Source organism: Litorivivens lipolytica (assembly GCF_014191715.1).
GTDB lineage: Bacteria > Pseudomonadota > Gammaproteobacteria > Pseudomonadales > Spongiibacteraceae > Litorivivens > Litorivivens lipolytica.
The window spans coordinates 1,015,390-1,032,919 of sequence record NZ_JACHWY010000001.1 but is presented as its reverse complement, the minus strand read 5'-3'; the positions used below and the strand labels follow the sequence as shown (position 1 = coordinate 1,032,919).

The following is a 17,530-nucleotide window of genomic DNA, read 5'->3' as shown; positions in this document are numbered from 1 at the left end:
ATCAAACGCCCTGCGGGGCGTTTTTTTGTTTGAGGCCTATGCCGAATACCCAACCTGACAATCAGCTGCATACCCTGTGGCGTGCCGACGAGCCGAAGTTGCGTCGCCTGCAGCGCGATATTCACAAGCGCGCACGGCAGGGCAAGCCGGTTGATCGCCTTCAGGCGAAATATGATGAGTTGTTGACGCTTTCCAGAGGAAAAGTGCTTCAGCGGCAGCAATCGCGGCCTGACGTAAGCTATCCCGACCTCCCGGTTGCCCGCGAAGTGGAGCGAATCCGCGCTGCGTTGAATGAGCATCAGGTGATTGTGGTGGCGGGGGAAACCGGTTCCGGTAAAACCACCCAGCTGCCGAAGCTCTGCCTCGAAGCCGGGCGTGGACTTCACGGCTTGATCGGCCATACCCAGCCTCGGCGGCTGGCTGCACGGACGGTGGCCCAACGCATTGCCAGTGAATTGCACACGGAGCTGGGCGCGGCGGTCGGTTATCAGGTGCGCTTTGTTGATCAAGTTTCAGACGCGACCTATATCAAGCTGATGACGGACGGCATTCTGCTGGCCGAGATTCAACACGACCCCTACCTCAATCGTTACGACACCCTGATTATTGATGAGGCTCACGAGCGCAGCCTCAATATCGATTTTCTGCTGGGTTATCTCAAGCTCTTGCTGCCCAAGCGGCCCGACCTGAAGGTCATTATCACCTCGGCGACCATTGACGTAGAACGCTTTTCCAAGCACTTCGACAACGCGCCGGTGATTGAAGTCTCTGGCCGAACCTATCCGGTCGAAATTCGCTACCGCCCGCTGGAAGAACTCAGTCCGGAGCTTGATCAGGCGGAGGCCATTGATCAGGCGTTGCAGGAGCTCGATGCGGAAGGTGGTCGCCGGCAGGGCGATGTGCTGGTTTTTCTCAGTGGCGAGCGCGAAATTCGCGCGGCTGCAAAACAATTGCGCCGTTCCAGTTTGATGGGGCTGGAAGTGTTGCCGCTTTATGCGCGGCTCAGTGCGAAAGAGCAACAGCGCATCTTCGACGAAGGTGGTCGACGCGGTTGGCGGATTGTACTGGCGACCAATGTTGCCGAAACCTCGCTGACGGTTCCCGGTATTCGTTTCGTGATTGATACAGGGACGGCGCGAATTAGTCGCTACAGTTATCGCAGCAAGGTGCAGCGTTTGCCGATTGAACCGATCTCTCAGGCCAGTGCCAATCAGCGCGCCGGTCGTTGCGGACGGATTGCGCCGGGTGTCTGCGTGCGTCTCTACAGCGAAGAAGATTTCCAGTCGCGCCCTGAATTTACCGAGCCGGAAGTGCAGCGAACCAACCTCGCGTCGGTGATTCTGCAGATGCTGAATATGCGGCTGGGCAGCATCGAAGATTTTCCCTTTGTTGATGCCCCAGATCGCCGTTTTATCAATGACGGTTACAAGCTGCTGGAAGAACTGGCTGCGGTGGACAAGGGCGAGCTGACCCCCTTGGGTAAAACGCTGGTGCGCATGCCGGTCGATCCGCGTATGGCGCGTATCCTTCAGGCTGCCAGTTCACAAGGCTGTCTGCAGGAAGCCTTGATTGTGGTCAGTGCGCTGAGCATCCAGGATCCACGTGAGCGGCCTGCTGACAAACAACAGGCGGCTGACGAAAAACATCGGCGCTTTACCGACAAGGAATCCGATTTTGCCGCCTTTGTAAATCTTTGGAATTACCTTGAGGAACAGCGTCAGGAGCTCTCCAATAACCAGTTCCGGAAACTCTGTCAGCGAGAATTTATTGCGCCTTCCCGCGCTCAGGAGTGGCGGGAACTGCACTGGCAACTGAAACTGCTCTGCCGCGACAACGGCTGGACCTTCAATCGGGAGCCGGTGGACCACCAGACGCTGCATCGCGCTATTCTGGCGGGCTTTCTCAGTCACGTGGCCAAGAAAGATGAGCAGCATTGGTACCGGGGAACGCGTAATCGCAAGCTGCGGATCTTTCCGGGGTCTGGCTTGTTTAAAAAGAACCCGTCGTGGATTGTCGCGGCAGAGCTGGCAGAAACCTCACAGCTATTTGCCCGCTGCGTAGCGCGAATCGAGCCCGAGTGGATTCCGGGCATCAATGATTCCATCCTGAAATATCAGTACTTTGAACCGCACTGGCAGGCGCGTGCGGGACGGGTCAGCGCCTATCGCCAGACCAGCCTTTACGGGCTGGTTATACAGGATCGGCAGCGGGTGAATTTCGGTGCCATAGATCCAGTGTTGGCTCGCGAAATCATGATTCGTAGCGCATTGGTGGAAGGTCAGTACCGGGGTAAGGCAGCCTTCTTTGCGCATAATAAAGCAGCTATCAACAAGGTGCTGGAGCTCGAGAGCAAACTGCGACGCCGTGATCTTCTGATCAGCGACGATGCCATGTTTGCGTTTTACGATCGGCGTCTGCCGGCGCACATCGTTAGTTCAAAACATCTTGAAAGCTGGCTGAAGCAGGCCTCTGAGGCTGAGCGTACCGCGTTGAACATGACGGACGACGATGTGCTGGCTGTCAGTCAGGATCGCAAAGATGTTAACCAGTTTCCGGATACCTGGCGCTGGGGTGAATTGCGCCTGCCGCTACGCTATCGCTTTGAGCCGGGTCATCAGGGAGATGGGGTCACTCTGGTTGTGCCATTGGCACTGTTGAATCGGGTCCCGGATTATTTTCCGGAATGGCTGGTGCCCGGTTTGCTGGAGGATAAATGCGTTGCGCTGGTCAAAGCACTGCCTAAGCAGTGGCGCAAAAAGCTCATGCCGATTCCAGTGACGGTGGGCAAGGCGCTGGCGACTATGGAGTCTGGGGATCAGCCTTTGAGTTTGTCACTCGCAGGCGCACTGAAGAAAGTCGTCGGTGAGGACATCCCGCCCGATCTCTGGCGCGGTGATCTGCTTGACAGCTTCTACTTAATGAATTTTCAGGTGGTGGATGATCGCGGCAAGGTGATCGCCGAAAGTCGGGATCTGCAGGATCTGAAAAAGCGCTACGGTGATGAATCTGCGGCCAGGTTGCAGGCGGAGAGTGAGCACAGCGCCGAACAGCAGATCCTGACGGAATGGACGCTGGAAAGCCTGCCCCAGAAAAAACGCATTCGGCAGGGTGGGGCAGAGGTAACGGCCTACCCGGCACTGGTGGATCGCGGTGACGCGGTCGAACTGACCTTGCTGGATACTGCCGAGGAGGCGGACAGCCAAAGTCGGCGTGGTGTTGTGAGATTGTTGACCCTGCAATTGATTCGCCAGTTGAAGCCCTGGCGAGACAGCTTGTTGCGCAGTAATGCCGAGCAGCTTCAATTAGCCGCTTTGGGCGCGCAGCGCAAAGACTGGGTGGAAGACATTATTGAAGCGGCGGTGTATCAAACCTTTGTACAAGGGCAGGCACTGCCGCGCAGTCGCGAAGATTACGCCGCCGTGGTCGCCAAGACAGGGCTGGACGCAAATATAAAGCAGGTAGCTGAACTGGCCCAGCAGATTCTAGAGCATGCTGCCAGCGCCCGGCGCGCCTTGAAGAAGCTTACCCAGTTGACCTGGATAGAGACGGTCAGCGATATTCGTGAGCAATTGGACGCGCTCCTGTTCAAGGGCTTCCTCCGTTTGTTGCCATTGGAGCGTCTAGAGCAGTATCCGCGTTACCTTCTGGCAATTGGTCAGCGTCTGGATCGGCTTGAAGGGCAGTACCAGCGTGAACGTCAGCTGCTGATCGGCCTGCGTAACCTGACGGAGCCTTTATGGCGAACGATTAGCCCTGATAAACAGGCAAGCGAGCCTGTTGATAGCCGTTTGATTGAATATCGCTGGCTGTTGGAAGAATACCGGGTATCGCTCTATGCTCAAACGCTTGGCACGAAGGCACCGGTTTCTGAAAAACGGCTAAAAACACTCTGGCGCGAGATTGAACTCAGCCGCGCTCCCCGCGTCTGAGTTAAAGTGGTATAGATCCGATTGGGTAGAAATTGGCATTGGCTGGAATAGTGCTTGACCTGCTTGGTTAGATTTCGGATAAACGCTGCAGACCAGAAAACCACAATGAGCGGAAAATTTTTGTAACAAAGCGCCTGTTAACTCATCTAACTGGCAACACCAACTCGAGGAGAGACCTCCCATGGCTAAAATGAGCAAAAAACCCCTGGCAGCCGCACTGAGCGCAGCCGTACTGGCCGGCACCGCAGCAACCACGGTCAGCGCTGAAACCAACCCCTTCGCGGCAACGCAGTTGAGCGCTGGCTATGATTTGGCGTCCTACGGCAAGGATGCTGAAGGTAAATGTGGCGAAGGCAAGTGTGGTGAAGGTAAATGTGGCGCCAAAGCAAAAGGCGACGCGGAAGGTAAATGCGGTGAGGGCAAATGCGGCGAAGGTAAGTGCGGCGCCAAGGGTAAAGCCAAGGCCGAAGGTAAGTGTGGCGAGGGCAAATGTGGCGAAGGTAAGTGCGGCGCCAAAGGTAAAGCCCAAGGCGAAGGCAAATGCGGTGAGGGTAAATGCGGCGAAGGCAAGTGTGGCGCCAGCAAGTCCAAATCCAAAGAAGGTAAGTGTGGCGAAGGCCGCTGCGGCAGCCACTGAAGTCGCTGATGTCTGAGTTGTTGGCAGGGCTGGGATTGCGTCGAGGTCTCAGTGACGCATTGCAGTCCGTGCCGCCGGGGCGCATCGACTTTATGGAGGTGGCCCCGGAAAATTGGATTCCTGTAGGAGGGCGGCTGCGGCGCGAGTTCGATCGTTTTGCTGAACGCTATCCTATTTACCTGCATGGCTTGTCACTGAATATCGGCGGCTTTGCGCCATTGGATCGCGATTTGCTGGTCTCGATTCGACAATTTATGAGCGACTACGCCTGTCCGCTCTATACCGAACACCTCACCTATTGTGCCGACGATGGCCACCTCTACGACCTGCTGCCGATTCCTTTTACGGAGGAGGCTGTGAAGCACGTGGCAGAGCGGGTACGACAGGTGCAGGATATTCTCGGCGAGCAAATCGCCTTCGAAAATGCCTCTTACTACGCGGCGCCCGGCCAAGTGATGTCGGAGAGTGCGTTTATTCGGGCGGTGCTGGAAGAGGCTGATTGCAAGCTGCTGCTAGACGTAAACAACATCTACGTTAACAGCATCAATCATCGCTACGATCCCTTGCGTTTTCTCGACGAATTACCGCTGGAGCGGGCCTGCTATATGCACATTGCCGGGCATTTTGAAGAGGCCGAGGATATCAGGGTAGATACGCACGGCGCAGACGTTATCGAGCCGGTTTGGGACTTGCTGGAGGCGGCCTACGCGCGAACCGGCCCCTTGCCGACGCTGGTCGAGAGGGACTTTAATTTCCCGCCAGTAGAACAACTGCTGTCAGAAGTTGATCGGGTGCGTGCGGCTCAGTTGCGGCAGCAAGCGGCTGTGGAGTTGAGCTGATGCATTTTCAGCAAATTCAGCGCAGTCTGACCGCCCATTTGCGTGATCCCGACAAGCGTGACGGGCCCAAGGGTATTGAATCGCGCCGTTTGGGGATCTATCGCGACCTGATCTACAACAATATCGAAAGTTTTCTCAGCAGTGGTTTCCCAGTGCTGCGCAGCCTCTACAGTGACGAGCGCTGGCATGTGCTGGTAAGAGACTTTGTGCGTGAGCACACCTGTCACTCCCCCTATTTTCTCGAAATCAGTGAAGAGTTTCTGGCTTATCTGCAACACGAGCGCGATGAGCGGGCTGGCGATCCGGCGTTTTTGCCGGAGCTGGCCCATTATGAATGGGTTGAATTGGCGCTGGACGTTGCTCCTGACGAAGTTGTCGAGGCTGATCCTGAAGGCGATCTGATGGCCGCTCGGCCTGTGCTCTCGCCCCATGCCTGGCCGCTGGTCTACCGCTTTCCTGTGCATCTTATCGGGGAGGCCTTTCAGCCCGAAGAAGCGCCCGCCGAGCCCACCTTTTTGGTGGTATATCGAACACCGGCGCTGGCGATTGAGTTTATGGAGATCAATGCGGTCACCTATCGACTGTTGGCGCTGTTAGAAGATACAAGGAGCGGGCGAGAGGCGCTGGCGGCCTTGGCGAACGAGTTGCAGCACAACGATCCTTCCCAGCTGGAACAGTTTGGTGCCGACCTGTTGCGGCAGTTGCGGGATGCTCACATTCTCCTCGGCGCAGCGTGCAGCTGAAAACGCCGTCCTGGCTGGATTTAGCGTTGAATCCCCTATATTGTTGCAGCTTAATAACACGATCTGGTTTTTGAGCTTCTCATGTATTTCTCTCCACTGTTCAGGATCTTATCCCTGTTGCCGCTGCTTTGGCTGACAGGATGTGCCAGCCAGCCAGAAACCGCTGATCCTTGGGAAGGTTTCAACCGCAAGGTCTTCGCTTTTAATGAGGTGGCAGACAAGTATGTGGCGAAGCCGGTTGCCGAGGGCTATCAGGCGGTACTGCCGGACTTTCTCGAGGTCGGTATCGACAATATGCTCAGTAACTTGAGGGAGCTCCTCAATATTGTGGCGGACCTCGGTCAGTTGAAATTCAAGGAGGCAGCCAACGACGGCGGCCGCTTTGTGATCAACTCCACCGTGGGCGTGGCCGGTTTTTTTGAGGTGGCTGCCCATATCGGCCTGGAAAAGCGAACCGAAGACTTCGGACAAACGCTGGGCTATTGGGGCGTAGGTCCCGGACCTTATCTGGTCTTGCCGATTTTGGGGCCATCAACGGTTCGCGACGCTGGAGCTTCCGTCATTGACGCCCAGGTCGATGCGATCAGCCAGGTCGACCATGTGCGCACGCGCAACCAGATTCGCTTTCTGGATCTGGTCAACACCCGGGCGAATCTCCTGAAAACGGAGAGCCTGCTATCTGGCGATCGTTACACCTTTATGCGCGACGCGTATTTGCAGCGCCGTGAATACCTGATCAGTGACGGCGCGGTCGTGGAAGACAGTTTTGGTGAAGAAGAGTTTGAAGAGTGGGATGACTTCTAGGCGCAAACTCGTGTCCGGCTGTCTATACTTCTAGCAACATGGAATTGGCGGAGCAAGTGCCTGTGCCCCTTTGCTGCAAAGGCCTGATATGACCCAGCCAGAAAACCGAAAACGCCTGCTGTTGATTCAGCGCGACGATGAGCAGCGCAATGAGCTTGCGTCCGCGCTGGAACGCCTTGGTTATCGGGTGGAAAGCCGCGACAATGGTGACGCCGGATTGCAGGCCTTCAACGAGGACACCCCGGATGCGGTGCTGCTCGATCTATACGTCGGTGACGACGGTCGCCGCACGCTCGAACGACTTACTTCAGATCCCCGTGAAGTACCGGTGATCGTTATTTCCCGTCGCCGGGTGATGGCCGATGTGGTGGAGGCCCTGCGTAAGGGGGCCTGCGATTATCTGATGGTGACCAGTACCATCGGCGATGAAAAGCTGCTGGGGCACGCCATGGAACGGGCCTTTCAACAGGGGGCGCTGCGTAGGGAAAACCGCGAATACCGCAGCAAACTCGAAACTGCCAACCGCGATCTGCTGGAAAGCCTCAGCCATCTGAAAAAAGATCAGCAGGCCGGGCGCCACATCCAGCTCAAGATGTTGCCGGAAACCCCCAAAACCATAGGCAAGTTCCGTTTTCACCAGCATATTCTGCCGTCGCTGTATCTCAGTGGCGACTTTATTGACTACTTTATTGTGGGTGACCGCTACGCGGTGTTCTTTGTGGCCGATGTGTCGGGCCACGGCGCCAGTTCAGCCTTTGTTACCGTCATGCTGAAAAACCTGTTCGCTCGCAAGCGCAGTGATTTTCACCATCGCCACAGCAGCGCCATCCTGTCGCCGGCCCATATGCTGGACAAGGCCAATCGTGAATTGCTCGGCATGGAGATCGATAAACACGTGACCATGTGTGTCGGTGTGATCGATCTGCAGAGTGACGAGCTGTGTTACAGCATTGCCGGTCATCTGCCGGCACCGATATTGAGCGTGGATGGCACGGCACGCTATCTTGACGGACACGATCTACCGGTCGGGCTTTTCCCGGATGTAAGCTATTCCGAACACCGCATGCTGCTGCCGCCCAAGGCTGTTCTCACCCTGTTCTCGGATGGTATATTAGAGGTACTGAACCCGAAGGGGGTGATCGCCAAGGAGCAGTATTTGCTTGAGGCGCTCGAGGACGGCCCGGAGTCGGCCGATGATGTGATTAAAACCTTCAAGCTGGATAGCATCGAGGAAGCCCCCGATGATATTGCAGTGCTGGTAGTGTCGCGAGTTTAGTATGCAACCAGGCAGAATCATGGTTGCTGAACATCAGGGTTCTAACGTAATCAAGCTGGTCGGCGATGTGCGCCTGACCCTGTGCAATGTGCTTGATGACTATTTCGAAGAGATGTTCAGCAGTACCGATTTTTCCAGCGTCATTGTTGATCTGACGGAAGCAGATAACGTGGATAGCACCACGCTGGGTCTGCTTGCCAAACTGGCGTTAATGGCGAAAAAGCGGTTCCAGTTTGTTCCCGTTATTCTTTCCACCAATCCTGATATTACCCGTGTGTTGCAGAGCATGGGGTTCGACCGGGTTTTCAAAATCCGCCAGCACCCCCTGCATACGGATCAGGATTTGGGCGAGTTGCCTCAGGTCGAAGGTTCCGAAGGGGCGGTTAAGGAAAAGGTACTCGAGGCCCACCGGGTACTGATGGGCCTCAATGATACAAACCGGGCTCGCTTTCGCGAACTGGTCTCGATGCTGGAGAAGAAGTGCTGAACTGACCGCTCCATCGGTCAGCTCAAAGCCTTACTGCTGGTCCGCAGGACGTTCAACCACCCGCCGTTTGCCTGCCTGTGCCTTGGCAATTTCCTTCAAGCCCTCCGGGTCAAAAGCATCTACCCGAATCACATCGTACAAGGCGGTCAGGGCTTCCAGCAGCCGCTCGCGATCCTCAGCGTCAATCACCTCGTTTTCCACAGCCCAGTCCACCAGTTGACGGCGTTCGTGACCCATCAAGAGCGCAATGCCGTCCAGCTCATTCACATCGCGATTGCGTATGGCCTTGTGCAGCTTGTCTCGCAGTGACTGGGTATCGTTGGCTAATTGGTAGGCGTGGAGTACGCGACCGACCGGGTCGTCTGGCTTGTCGTTGATGTAGACCCCTTCGGTAATCCGGTCTCGCAGGCGTGTATCACGGGTAATCGCCTTGGCCAGCTCGGTACCCATTTCGGCAGACGGTTTACGCAGCCCGATCGGTCCCAGCGGAAACAGGATAATACGCAGTGGCCAACGCAGGGCCTTGACCGGGAAATCGTCAATCACGCAGCGCAGGTGTTCCTGCAGCTCGTGGAGGCAGGTCTGCAGGCCCCATTCAACCACCAGGCGGTCACCCTCCGGATAACCTTCTTCGTGCCATTGTTTGATGATGGCGGAAGCGTAGTAGAGTCGAACCAGACAGTCAGCCATATGGCCCGACAGTCGCTGGCGCGCCTTGAGGGCGCCACCCTGAGTCAACAGCGAGATATCCGTGAGCAGCGCAAACCCCGCGGCGAAACGCGAGAGCTGGCGATAGTAGCGTTTGATATTGCCGCGTGCGGGAACGGTGGCTAGGGCGCCAAAACTCAGCCCCAGCAGCATGGCCCGCAGGGCGTTGCCTGTGGTATGGCCGATATGGCGGTAGAACACGCCGTCGAGCTTGTCGATGGCGGCGGCCTCGTCTTCCATATTCGCCGCTTCGATCTCATCCACAATAAAAGGATGGCAGCGGATAGCGCCCTGGCCGAATACCATCAAGCTGCGGGTCAGAATATTGGCCCCTTCAACGGTAATGGCAATGGGTACTGCCTGATAAATCCGCGCCATAAAGTTACGAGGCCCGGTAATCACGCCACGTCCTGCCACCACATCCATGGAGTGGTTGACCACCGTGCGCATCAGGTCGGTGTTGCGATATTTCAGCAGGGCAGAGGGTACCGCTGGCCGGACGCCGCGATCCAGCATGGAGACGGTAAATAGTCGCGCCGCATCCATCATATAGGTATAGCCGGCGATCTGTTCCAGTGATTCCTGAACCCCTTCGAATTCACTGATGCTGCGCCCGAACTGCTCGCGCACGCTGGCGTAAGCGCCGGTCGTCAAGGTTGCCAGTTTGCCGGCACCGGTCGCCAGGCCCGGCAGGGAAATGGAGCGGCCGATAGACAGGCATTCCAGCAACATGGTCCAGCCTTTGCCCAACATCGCTTCGCCGCCGATGATCTGCGACAGCGGAATAAAGACCTCGTTGCCCCAGGTCGGGCCGTTCATAAAGGGCGTATTCATCGGCAGATGCCGGGCACCACTGTTCACGCCTTCTGTATCTCGGGGCACCATCACACAGGTAACGCCAATGGTATCGTCATCACCCAGCAAGTGGTCGGGGTCGTAGACCTTGATAGCCAGACCGATCAGCGTCGCGACCGGAGCGAGGGTGATATAGCGCTTGTTCCATGTGACTTTCAGGCCAAGGACTTCTTCTCCCTCCCACTGACCTTTGCAGACAATGCCCTTGTCGGGGATGGCGCCGGCATCGGAACCTGCCATCGGCGAGGTCAACGCGAAACAGGGGATTTCCTGCCCGGAGGCGAGGCGTGGCAGGTAGTAGTGCTTCTGTTCGTCGGTGCCGTATTCAGACAACAGCTCAGCGGGGCCGAGCGAGTTGGGTACCATGACAGTTACCGCTGCGGAAACACTGCGGGTGGAAATCTTGATAACGATCTCGGAGTGGGCTCGCTGACAGAAGCCTTTACCGCCGAAGGCTTTGGGTATGACCAGGCCAAAAAAGCCGTGCTCTCCCATAAATTTCCATACGTCCTCGGGCAGGTCGTAATCTTCATGGGTGATGCGCCAGTCGTCGAGCATGGCGCACAGCTCTTCCACCGGTCCGTCCAGAAAGGCTTGTTCCTCTTCGCTCAGTTCGCTGTGTTTGACGCCGAGCAGGTAACTCCAGTCCGGCCGCCCTGAAAACAGCTCACCATCCCAGTCGACGCTGCCCGACTTGAGCGCCTCGGATTCTGTGTCAGACAGTTGCGGCAGCATACCGCGAACCCAGGCAAGCAGGGGGCGACTCAGCTCGTGCTTTCGCAGGTTGGAGGGGATAACCAGAAAGAGGGCGGCGCCAAGCGCGAGTGCACCGAACAGAATGCTGGCGAAGTGCCAGTTGTCCATATGCATGCCCAGCAGGGTCGCCAGACTCAGAACGACAACGGCGGTGCTGCCGCCTGTCCCCAGATACAGCAGTGCCAGTGCACCGACTAACAGCAGTAACACACTCATTGCGCTATCTCCCTGATTCGACTGGTCTAAACACTCAGCATCGGGTAATCATGAAGCAACTACAAGGCTGCCGGCAGCGTAAATATTACCGTTGCCGATTACCGTGTTGGTTACGTTGCGCCATCAGGAATCCGATCACGGATCGGCAGGCATAAAAAAGGCGAACCGGAGTTCGCCAACAAAATGGCCTGGATGGCCTTGCCTGGTTTTCTGCGCCCATTTCGCTCAGCGCAGAGACAGCTTAAAAACAGCTAGGGTGTTTGTAGTGGGGAGTCGATAACTCAGCGTCTGCCAGAACAGAAAAACATCGGCGACGTGAATTCTGACGTAAGCACTGGATTCGCAGGGATACTGCGTGTCTGGATGACGCTGGGTATTGAATTCATGGCGCTTCCTCTCGTGCTGGAAGCTCGGCCAGACCGGCCCGGGCTTGTTCTTATACTTTTTAAGACATTTGTCGGTAATCTTGATTTAAGGCTAGCACAGCTTTTGGGGAGTAAAAGGGAATCTTTCATATTGTAATGATGTGTTCATGTTCCGGGTACTGGCCGGGTCTGCTTTGCTTTTTGGGTCGGCAGGCAGTACTTTGTCTGCCTGCAACTTGATGTGTTTAAAGAAAAAACAGCGAATTTGTCGATGCCGATTGATACCCTGACAACCATTGAAATCACCAAGGAAGACCTCAAATTTTCCGCGGCGCATTTCACGATATTCTCTGCTACCGAGCGGGAGCGCCTCCACGGTCACAATTTTAAGGTGTCGCTGGATATCACCGCTGAGGTGGGCGACAACGGCATGTGCTTCAGTTATGTCGAGATCAAACAGCGCTTGCGGGCCCTGGTTGCCCAGTATGACGAGTATCTTGTGCTGCCAGCGAACTCGCCCTATCTGACAATTTCAGAAGAGGGCGACAACTACCGGGTGGAGTTTAACGGGGAGGTTATGCGTTTTATCAAAGCGGACACGCTGCTCTTGCCCATCCGCAATTCAACGGTAGAAGAGTTTGCTCGACTCCTGCTGGAGCGCTTGCTGGAAGATTCAGATTTTATTCAGGGCAACGGTGTCCGTAGCCTGATCATGAAAGTGTCGTCAGGGCCAGGCCAATCGGGTTCGGCCACTTGGCGTCAGACAATGGGGGATTAATGAAAAAACTGTTGTTTATCACCGGCGGCAGCAAGGGTATTGGCCGCGCCACGGTAGAAACGTTTCTGGCCAATGGCTATCACGTGGTGAACTTTTCCCGCAGTGCGCTGGATCTTGAGGGCGTTACCCAGATTCGTGTGGACATGAGTAATCTGACGTGGGTTGAAGACTGCTCGGATCAGGTGACGAAACTGGCGGAGTCGGCGGAGTCAATCTGCGTGATTCACAACGCCGCGGTACTGTACAAAGATAGTGTGCGCGATCTTGATGCGCTGCGCCTGCAACAGGTGCTGCAACTGAATGTCATTGCCGCATTGCAATTGAACCAACTGCTGCTGCCGTCGATGAAAGGCGGTTCATCGATCATTTATGTTGGCTCGACGCTGAGTGAAAAAGCCGTGGCAGGCAGCTGTTCCTACGTCACGTCGAAGCATGCCGTGGTTGGGTTAATGCGCTCAACGGCGCAAGATCTGGCCGGTTCCGGTATTCATACGACCTGTGTCTGCCCGGGTTTTACCGATACGGAAATGCTGCGCGAGCACCTTGGTCACGATCAGACGATTCTTGATGCCATTGCCGGTGGTGTGACGCAGGGGCGTCTGATTCAGCCTCAGGAAATTGCCGATACCCTTTGGTTTGCGTCACAGAACGCCGTTATTAATGGCGCTGTGCTGCACGCCAACCTCGGCCAAATCGAGCACTGATTGCGAGTTCAGTCTGCGTGCAGATACCGCTTCAGGTAATGCACGCAGATGTACAGAGGGATTGTGTCGATCAACGCTGCACAAAACTTGAACAAGTAATTACTGCCCATCAATACCAGCATCTGCTGAAGTGTTAGCCCACCCGCCAGAAATACCGCACCGAAAGTAACGGTGATCACCATAAACGAATCCACGCCCTGACTGATCAAGGTGCTGAAGTTGTTTCGCAGCCAGAGGTGACGGCCGTGTGTCAGTTTCTTCCAGAAATGGTAGAGGTGAACGTCGCAGTACTGGGCGGCTATGTAAGCCAGCATGGAGGCAACAACGGCACCGCTGGTAGTGGCGTAAATCAGGTAGTACAGCTCTACGGAACCGCTGAGGCTGGCACCAGACGGTGTTGAAATGTCCTGCGCCAGTTGCAATACCTGCCATGGCGGCTGATTGTCCAGTGATACCGGTGGTAGCCAATTCCCGATACTCAGCACCAGAATGACAAAGACATTCATGATCAGCCCGACAGTAACCATAAAGTTCGCCCGGCGTTTGCCGTAAAGCTCGCTGACCAGATCCGTGCACAGAAAGGTGAGGGGGTAGGGCAAGACGCCCACGGCCAAGGCCATCGGTCCCAGCTGAACAAACTTGGTGATGCCGATAATATTCAGCAAAGTCATGGAGCACAGGAAAAAACCGGCCAGCAAAAGAAACACCTGCTCCCGGCGTCGACTGATGACGTCGCTGTAATCGTTAAGTTGCACAGTGCTGTCCGTTATCTAATTACTGGCCTGAGTACGATGCGCTTTCCTTGTTAATAAAGGCATTCAGCGCCCGGGTGTGATCCTCGCTGTAATGGCAGGCTGCCTGCACGCTGGCGCAGTGATCGAGAAAATCGTTCAACTCCTGACGCTGGGCAATTTTCATCAGGCGCTTGCTGGCGCGCAGGGCCTGCGGCGGTTGCGCGGCAAAGGACTGCGCCAGTTTCTCCGCGGCATCCAGCAACTCGCTGCTGTCTACAAGTTCCAGCAACAAACCCAGCTCCTTAGCTTCTTGGGCTTTTACAAGGCGTCCGGAAAACGTCAGTTCGGCGGCACGCTGATAACCCACCAGCCGCTGTAAAAACCAGGCACCGCCATCGCCGGGGATAATGCCTAGGTTGATAAACGTCTCACCGAACAAGGAGTTTTCACAACCAATACGGATGTCGCACATGCAGGCCAGATCAAAGCCAGCGCCTACAGCAGCGCCGTTAACGGCAGCGATTAGCGGTAACTCTGCGTGAAAAACCGCACGACTCATACGCTGGATGCCTCGGCGATAACTGTCGGTAATCTGCATCGGCGAACCGCCAAACATACCCTGCTTGTCAGCCATTTCCTTGATGTTGCCGCCCGAGCTGAAGCCCTTGCCGGCGCCGGTAATAATCAAACAGTTCAGGTCGCTGTGGTTGGCCCACTCGATCGCGGCGCAGATATCGTCAACCAGTGCGGTGCCGGTGAGCGCGTTGCGCACATCGTCGCGCTCAAAGGTCAGTACCGCGTAGCGATCTTCAACTCTCAGGCTGGCATCTGTGAGGGTGGGGGCTGCAGAGGAAGTGGAAGGCGTTGGCATGAAAAGTACCTTGTGCTTAAGTTGGTTTACGAAGCGCTGCCTCAAGGCAGCGTAATCAATTTGTTAGGCAACTCAGCCAGCCAGTGGCGTCGTTTTTGCCTGGCGGCCTGAGCCTCTTCTAGGCTCACGGCGCGAAAACTGACTTCGGCGCCGGGAGGCAATTGTGCCAGGTCTGGCAGGTCGGTCGAGATCACGGTCGCAATTTTTGGATAGCCGCCGGTAGTCGGGCAGTCTGCCATCAAGACCAGGGGATGGCCGCTAGCCGGTACTTGCACGCAGCCGGGGACAACCGGGTCGGAGACGATGTTGCCGTCGCCTATGTATTCGATTCGCGCGCCGGTCAGGCGATAGCCGAGGCTGTCGGAATCCTTGTCGACCCGAAACGCGGTGGTGTTGAGGAAGGTGTAGATCCCTTCCGCAGTAAACCGGTCGGCCTGAGGACCGAGAATGACTCGAAATTGACGTCGGGTTTTCGGGTGCAGCTCGTAGGGAAGCGAAACTTCCTTGCGAGCCGGGGCTTCAGTTTCAAGGCATACCAGTTCTTGTCCGGCTTCCAGTGGCCCGCCATCCAAGCCGCCCAGTTTTGAACGCACATGGGTGGCACAACTGCCCAGTACCGGTTCAAGCTCAAAACCGCCTTCGACCGCCAGATATCCGCGAATTCGCTGTCGCGCGCTGCTGATACTGATGATATCGCCCTGTCGCAGTCGCAGGCTGGTGGAAACGGGGGCGGGCAGGCCATTCAGGCTCAGATTAAAGTCGCCACCGTGAAAGGCGCAGCGCAGGGAGTCTGTGGTGACCCGGAAATCGGCGCTGCCAATATTTAATTCAATACAGGGCGTATCGAAGGGGTTGCCAACAAGACAGTTGGCAACCTGCAGAGCGAGCGGATCCATTGCGCCGCTGCCGGTGACGCCATAGCGGCGATAACCGGTGCGCCCAAGGTCTTGTATTGTCGTGCCCGCGCCTGCCTGTAATACCAGTAAGCCTCTAGTCATTGAGCGACACCTTCTCGGCTACCCACTTGCCTTTAGCGGCGGCTTTTTGCAGGCGTTTAAACTCTGTGGCGTTAACGGGGTGAAAGTGAACCTCGTCGCCGGGCGCAATCAAAAACGGCGGGTCACGCTGTGGGTCGTAGGTTGCCAGTGGTGTCTGGCCGAGCAGTTGCCAGCCGCTGGGCATGGCTACACCGGCAATCAGGGCCTGCATGCCGCCAATGGAGACGCTGCCAGCGGGCGTGTGCAGTCTGGGATTATCGCGCCTTGGCGTGTGCAGCTGTTCCGCCAGACCGCCAAGGTAGGTGAAGCCCGGTGCAAAGCCCATCATATAGACCCGGTAGCGCCCCTTGCTGTGCAGGCGGATAACCTCTGCGCTGGTAAGGTGGTGATATTCGGCGACGGCATCGAGGTCTTCGCCGTATTCCCCACCGTAGCAGACCGGAATCTGCCAGCCATAACGCTTGCGATCGGTGGGCAGCTCGTCCAGATGGATTGAGCTTACCGTTGCCTGCAAATCGTCAAAGCTGACCTGATCCGGGTCGTAGTGCAGTAACAGGGAGGCGTAGGCGGGGGTGGTTTCAATGACCCCCGCAACTTTCAGGTTGCGAATATAGGTTTCAAGTTGCAGGACGCGCTCGTTGAGCGTCGCGTCGATACCCTGGCCAAGCTCGATCAGCATGGCGCCATCGCCAACCGGCGAGTAGCAGGGCGTAGTGTAAAGCAGAGAGGCCTCACTCAAAGGCGTGTACTCCTCGACATAGGCGGGTAGGGACGAATCGTGACACCGTGTTGCTCCAGTGCATGGCGAATTTCTGCGGCAAGGGCCAGTGCGCTGTCGGTATCGCCATGTACACAGATGGTATCAAAACCGACCGGGATCAAGTCTCCTTCAATGCTGGTGACTTTGCCGCTGTCCAAGGCGCTGAGCAGCCTTGGAATAATCCGCTGAGGTTCATGCAGCACGCTGTCTGTCAGCGAGCGCGATACCAGTTGCCCATGGCGATCATACGCCCGGTCCGCAAAAAACTGGCGGATTACTGGGACTCCTGTTTCCCGAGCGGCCTGCTCTGCGGCAGATTGCCCCAGCACCATCAGCGCCAGGCCCTGCTGCTTGGCGACTGCGGACAGCAGACCGGCTGCGTGGGGCTCGGCATCGGTGAGGTTGCCGAGCGCACCGTGAGCGCGAACGTGAGTCAGTGCGCTGCCTTGTGCTTTGGCGATTTCGCGCAGGGTATCTATCTGGCTGTGCAGTAGCTGTTGGATCTCCGCATCGCTGAGCGATTGCGGGCGCCGCCCAAAATGTTCCTTATCTTCATAGCCGGGGTGAGCGCCAATGTTGACCCCCCAGCGCTTAGCGGCCGTCACCGCCTCTTTCATGGTTTGAGCATTGCCTGCATGGCCGCCGCAGGCAATATTGGCACTCGATACGATCTGCAGCAATTCAGCGTCTGACCCCATGCCTTCGCCGAGATCACAGTTCAAATCGATTGCTGAGCTCACATTTGCCTCATCGTGAAAATTACCAAAAAGCCCGCAGGGTGACATAAGTTAAGGAAAGTAGAGGGAATTTATCACAGTCATCCCCTTCTGCCCAACGTCGAGTCACGGGTGTTGATCCGATTCCGCGAACAGGGCGTATATGAAAACAAGACGTTTTTGAACTCTCCTATCCAGTTCCCCCTGGGGTCGAAAGACCCCTTTTTTCTTTTGCTCAATGTAGCGTTTGCGTGAAGTAGTGCGCGTGAAACCTCCGTATAAACACGTATGCACAGCATAGACAAGCTCCCGTAGTCTCGGATAATGGACCGAATAGTGCATCTCGGCGACGCG

Annotated in this window: 15 protein-coding genes; 9 read left to right on the top strand and 6 right to left on the bottom strand. The window is 56.3% G+C overall.

Annotated features, from left to right (window positions below):
* Positions 1 to 38: 38 nt before the first annotated feature.
* The 7 genes from hrpA (at position 39) to FHR99_RS04725 (ending at position 8,715) form a co-directional block, all read left to right on the top strand.
* Positions 39 to 3,929: an ATP-dependent RNA helicase HrpA gene (gene hrpA / locus FHR99_RS04755; protein WP_183409386.1), complete on the top strand. Its 3,891-nt coding sequence runs from the start codon at positions 39 to 41 to the stop codon at positions 3,927 to 3,929.
* A gap of 181 nt (positions 3,930 to 4,110) precedes the next feature.
* Positions 4,111 to 4,566, top strand: coding sequence for an HvfA family oxazolone/thioamide-modified RiPP metallophore (locus FHR99_RS04750; protein WP_183409385.1), 456 nt, complete (start codon positions 4,111 to 4,113; stop codon positions 4,564 to 4,566).
* Between the two features lie 8 nt (positions 4,567 to 4,574).
* On the top strand, positions 4,575 to 5,405 hold the full coding sequence (locus tag FHR99_RS04745) for an HvfB family MNIO-type RiPP peptide maturase (RefSeq protein ID WP_183409384.1): 831 nt from the start codon (positions 4,575 to 4,577) through the stop codon (positions 5,403 to 5,405).
* Positions 5,405 to 6,148: an HvfC family RiPP maturation protein gene (locus FHR99_RS04740; RefSeq protein WP_183409383.1), complete on the top strand. Its 744-nt coding sequence runs from the start codon at positions 5,405 to 5,407 to the stop codon at positions 6,146 to 6,148. The genes FHR99_RS04745 and FHR99_RS04740 overlap by 1 nt, the downstream gene beginning before the upstream one ends.
* An 81-nt stretch (positions 6,149 to 6,229) precedes the next feature.
* Positions 6,230 to 6,952, top strand: coding sequence for an MlaA family lipoprotein (locus FHR99_RS04735; RefSeq protein ID WP_183409382.1), 723 nt, complete (start codon positions 6,230 to 6,232; stop codon positions 6,950 to 6,952).
* Positions 6,953 to 7,040: 88 nt separating this feature from the next.
* The gene (locus FHR99_RS04730; protein WP_183409381.1) at positions 7,041 to 8,228 is read left to right on the top strand and encodes a PP2C family protein-serine/threonine phosphatase; all 1,188 of its coding nucleotides are present in this window, start codon (positions 7,041 to 7,043) and stop codon (positions 8,226 to 8,228) included.
* A gap of 1 nt (position 8,229) precedes the next feature.
* Positions 8,230 to 8,715 carry an STAS domain-containing protein gene (locus FHR99_RS04725; RefSeq protein ID WP_183409380.1) on the top strand — a complete coding sequence of 162 codons (486 nt, stop codon included), beginning with the start codon at positions 8,230 to 8,232 and terminating at the stop codon, positions 8,713 to 8,715.
* Positions 8,716 to 8,745: 30 nt separating this feature from the next.
* Here FHR99_RS04725 and FHR99_RS04720 read toward each other — a convergent pair whose 3' ends face one another.
* Positions 8,746 to 11,250 (bottom strand): acyl-CoA dehydrogenase, encoded by a 2,505-nt coding sequence (locus tag FHR99_RS04720; protein ID WP_183409379.1) that lies wholly within the window; start codon positions 11,248 to 11,250, stop codon positions 8,746 to 8,748.
* A 636-nt stretch (positions 11,251 to 11,886) separates the two neighbouring features.
* On the opposite strand from FHR99_RS04720, the gene FHR99_RS04715 reads away from it, so the two are divergent.
* Positions 11,887 to 12,393, top strand: a complete 507-nt coding sequence (locus tag FHR99_RS04715; protein WP_183409378.1) for a 6-pyruvoyl trahydropterin synthase family protein — start codon at positions 11,887 to 11,889, stop codon at positions 12,391 to 12,393.
* Positions 12,393 to 13,097, top strand: a complete 705-nt coding sequence (locus FHR99_RS04710) for an SDR family oxidoreductase (protein WP_183409377.1) — start codon at positions 12,393 to 12,395, stop codon at positions 13,095 to 13,097. The genes FHR99_RS04715 and FHR99_RS04710 overlap by 1 nt, the downstream gene beginning before the upstream one ends.
* An 8-nt stretch (positions 13,098 to 13,105) precedes the next feature.
* Here the strand turns inward: FHR99_RS04710 and FHR99_RS04705 are convergent, their stop codons facing one another.
* From FHR99_RS04705 to FHR99_RS04685, 5 genes are read right to left on the bottom strand one after another with little or no spacing between them, the layout of a single operon-like run.
* Positions 13,106 to 13,852, bottom strand: a complete 747-nt coding sequence (locus tag FHR99_RS04705; protein ID WP_343067385.1) for a queuosine precursor transporter — start codon at positions 13,850 to 13,852, stop codon at positions 13,106 to 13,108.
* Positions 13,853 to 13,871: 19 nt separating this feature from the next.
* A complete protein-coding gene (locus tag FHR99_RS04700; protein ID WP_183409376.1) occupies positions 13,872 to 14,702 on the bottom strand; it encodes an enoyl-CoA hydratase-related protein in 831 nt (276 codons plus the stop codon).
* A 41-nt stretch (positions 14,703 to 14,743) separates the two neighbouring features.
* Complete coding sequence (locus tag FHR99_RS04695; RefSeq protein ID WP_183409375.1) at positions 14,744 to 15,700, bottom strand: 5-oxoprolinase subunit C family protein; 957 nt, start codon at positions 15,698 to 15,700, stop codon at positions 14,744 to 14,746.
* Positions 15,693 to 16,439, bottom strand: a complete 747-nt coding sequence (gene pxpB, locus FHR99_RS04690; protein WP_183409374.1) for a 5-oxoprolinase subunit PxpB — start codon at positions 16,437 to 16,439, stop codon at positions 15,693 to 15,695. The genes FHR99_RS04695 and pxpB overlap by 8 nt, the downstream gene beginning before the upstream one ends.
* Positions 16,436 to 17,200 carry a 5-oxoprolinase subunit PxpA gene (locus FHR99_RS04685; RefSeq protein ID WP_183409373.1) on the bottom strand — a complete coding sequence of 255 codons (765 nt, stop codon included), beginning with the start codon at positions 17,198 to 17,200 and terminating at the stop codon, positions 16,436 to 16,438. Before FHR99_RS04685 ends, pxpB begins: the two co-directional genes overlap by 4 nt.
* Positions 17,201 to 17,530 lie beyond the last annotated feature (330 nt).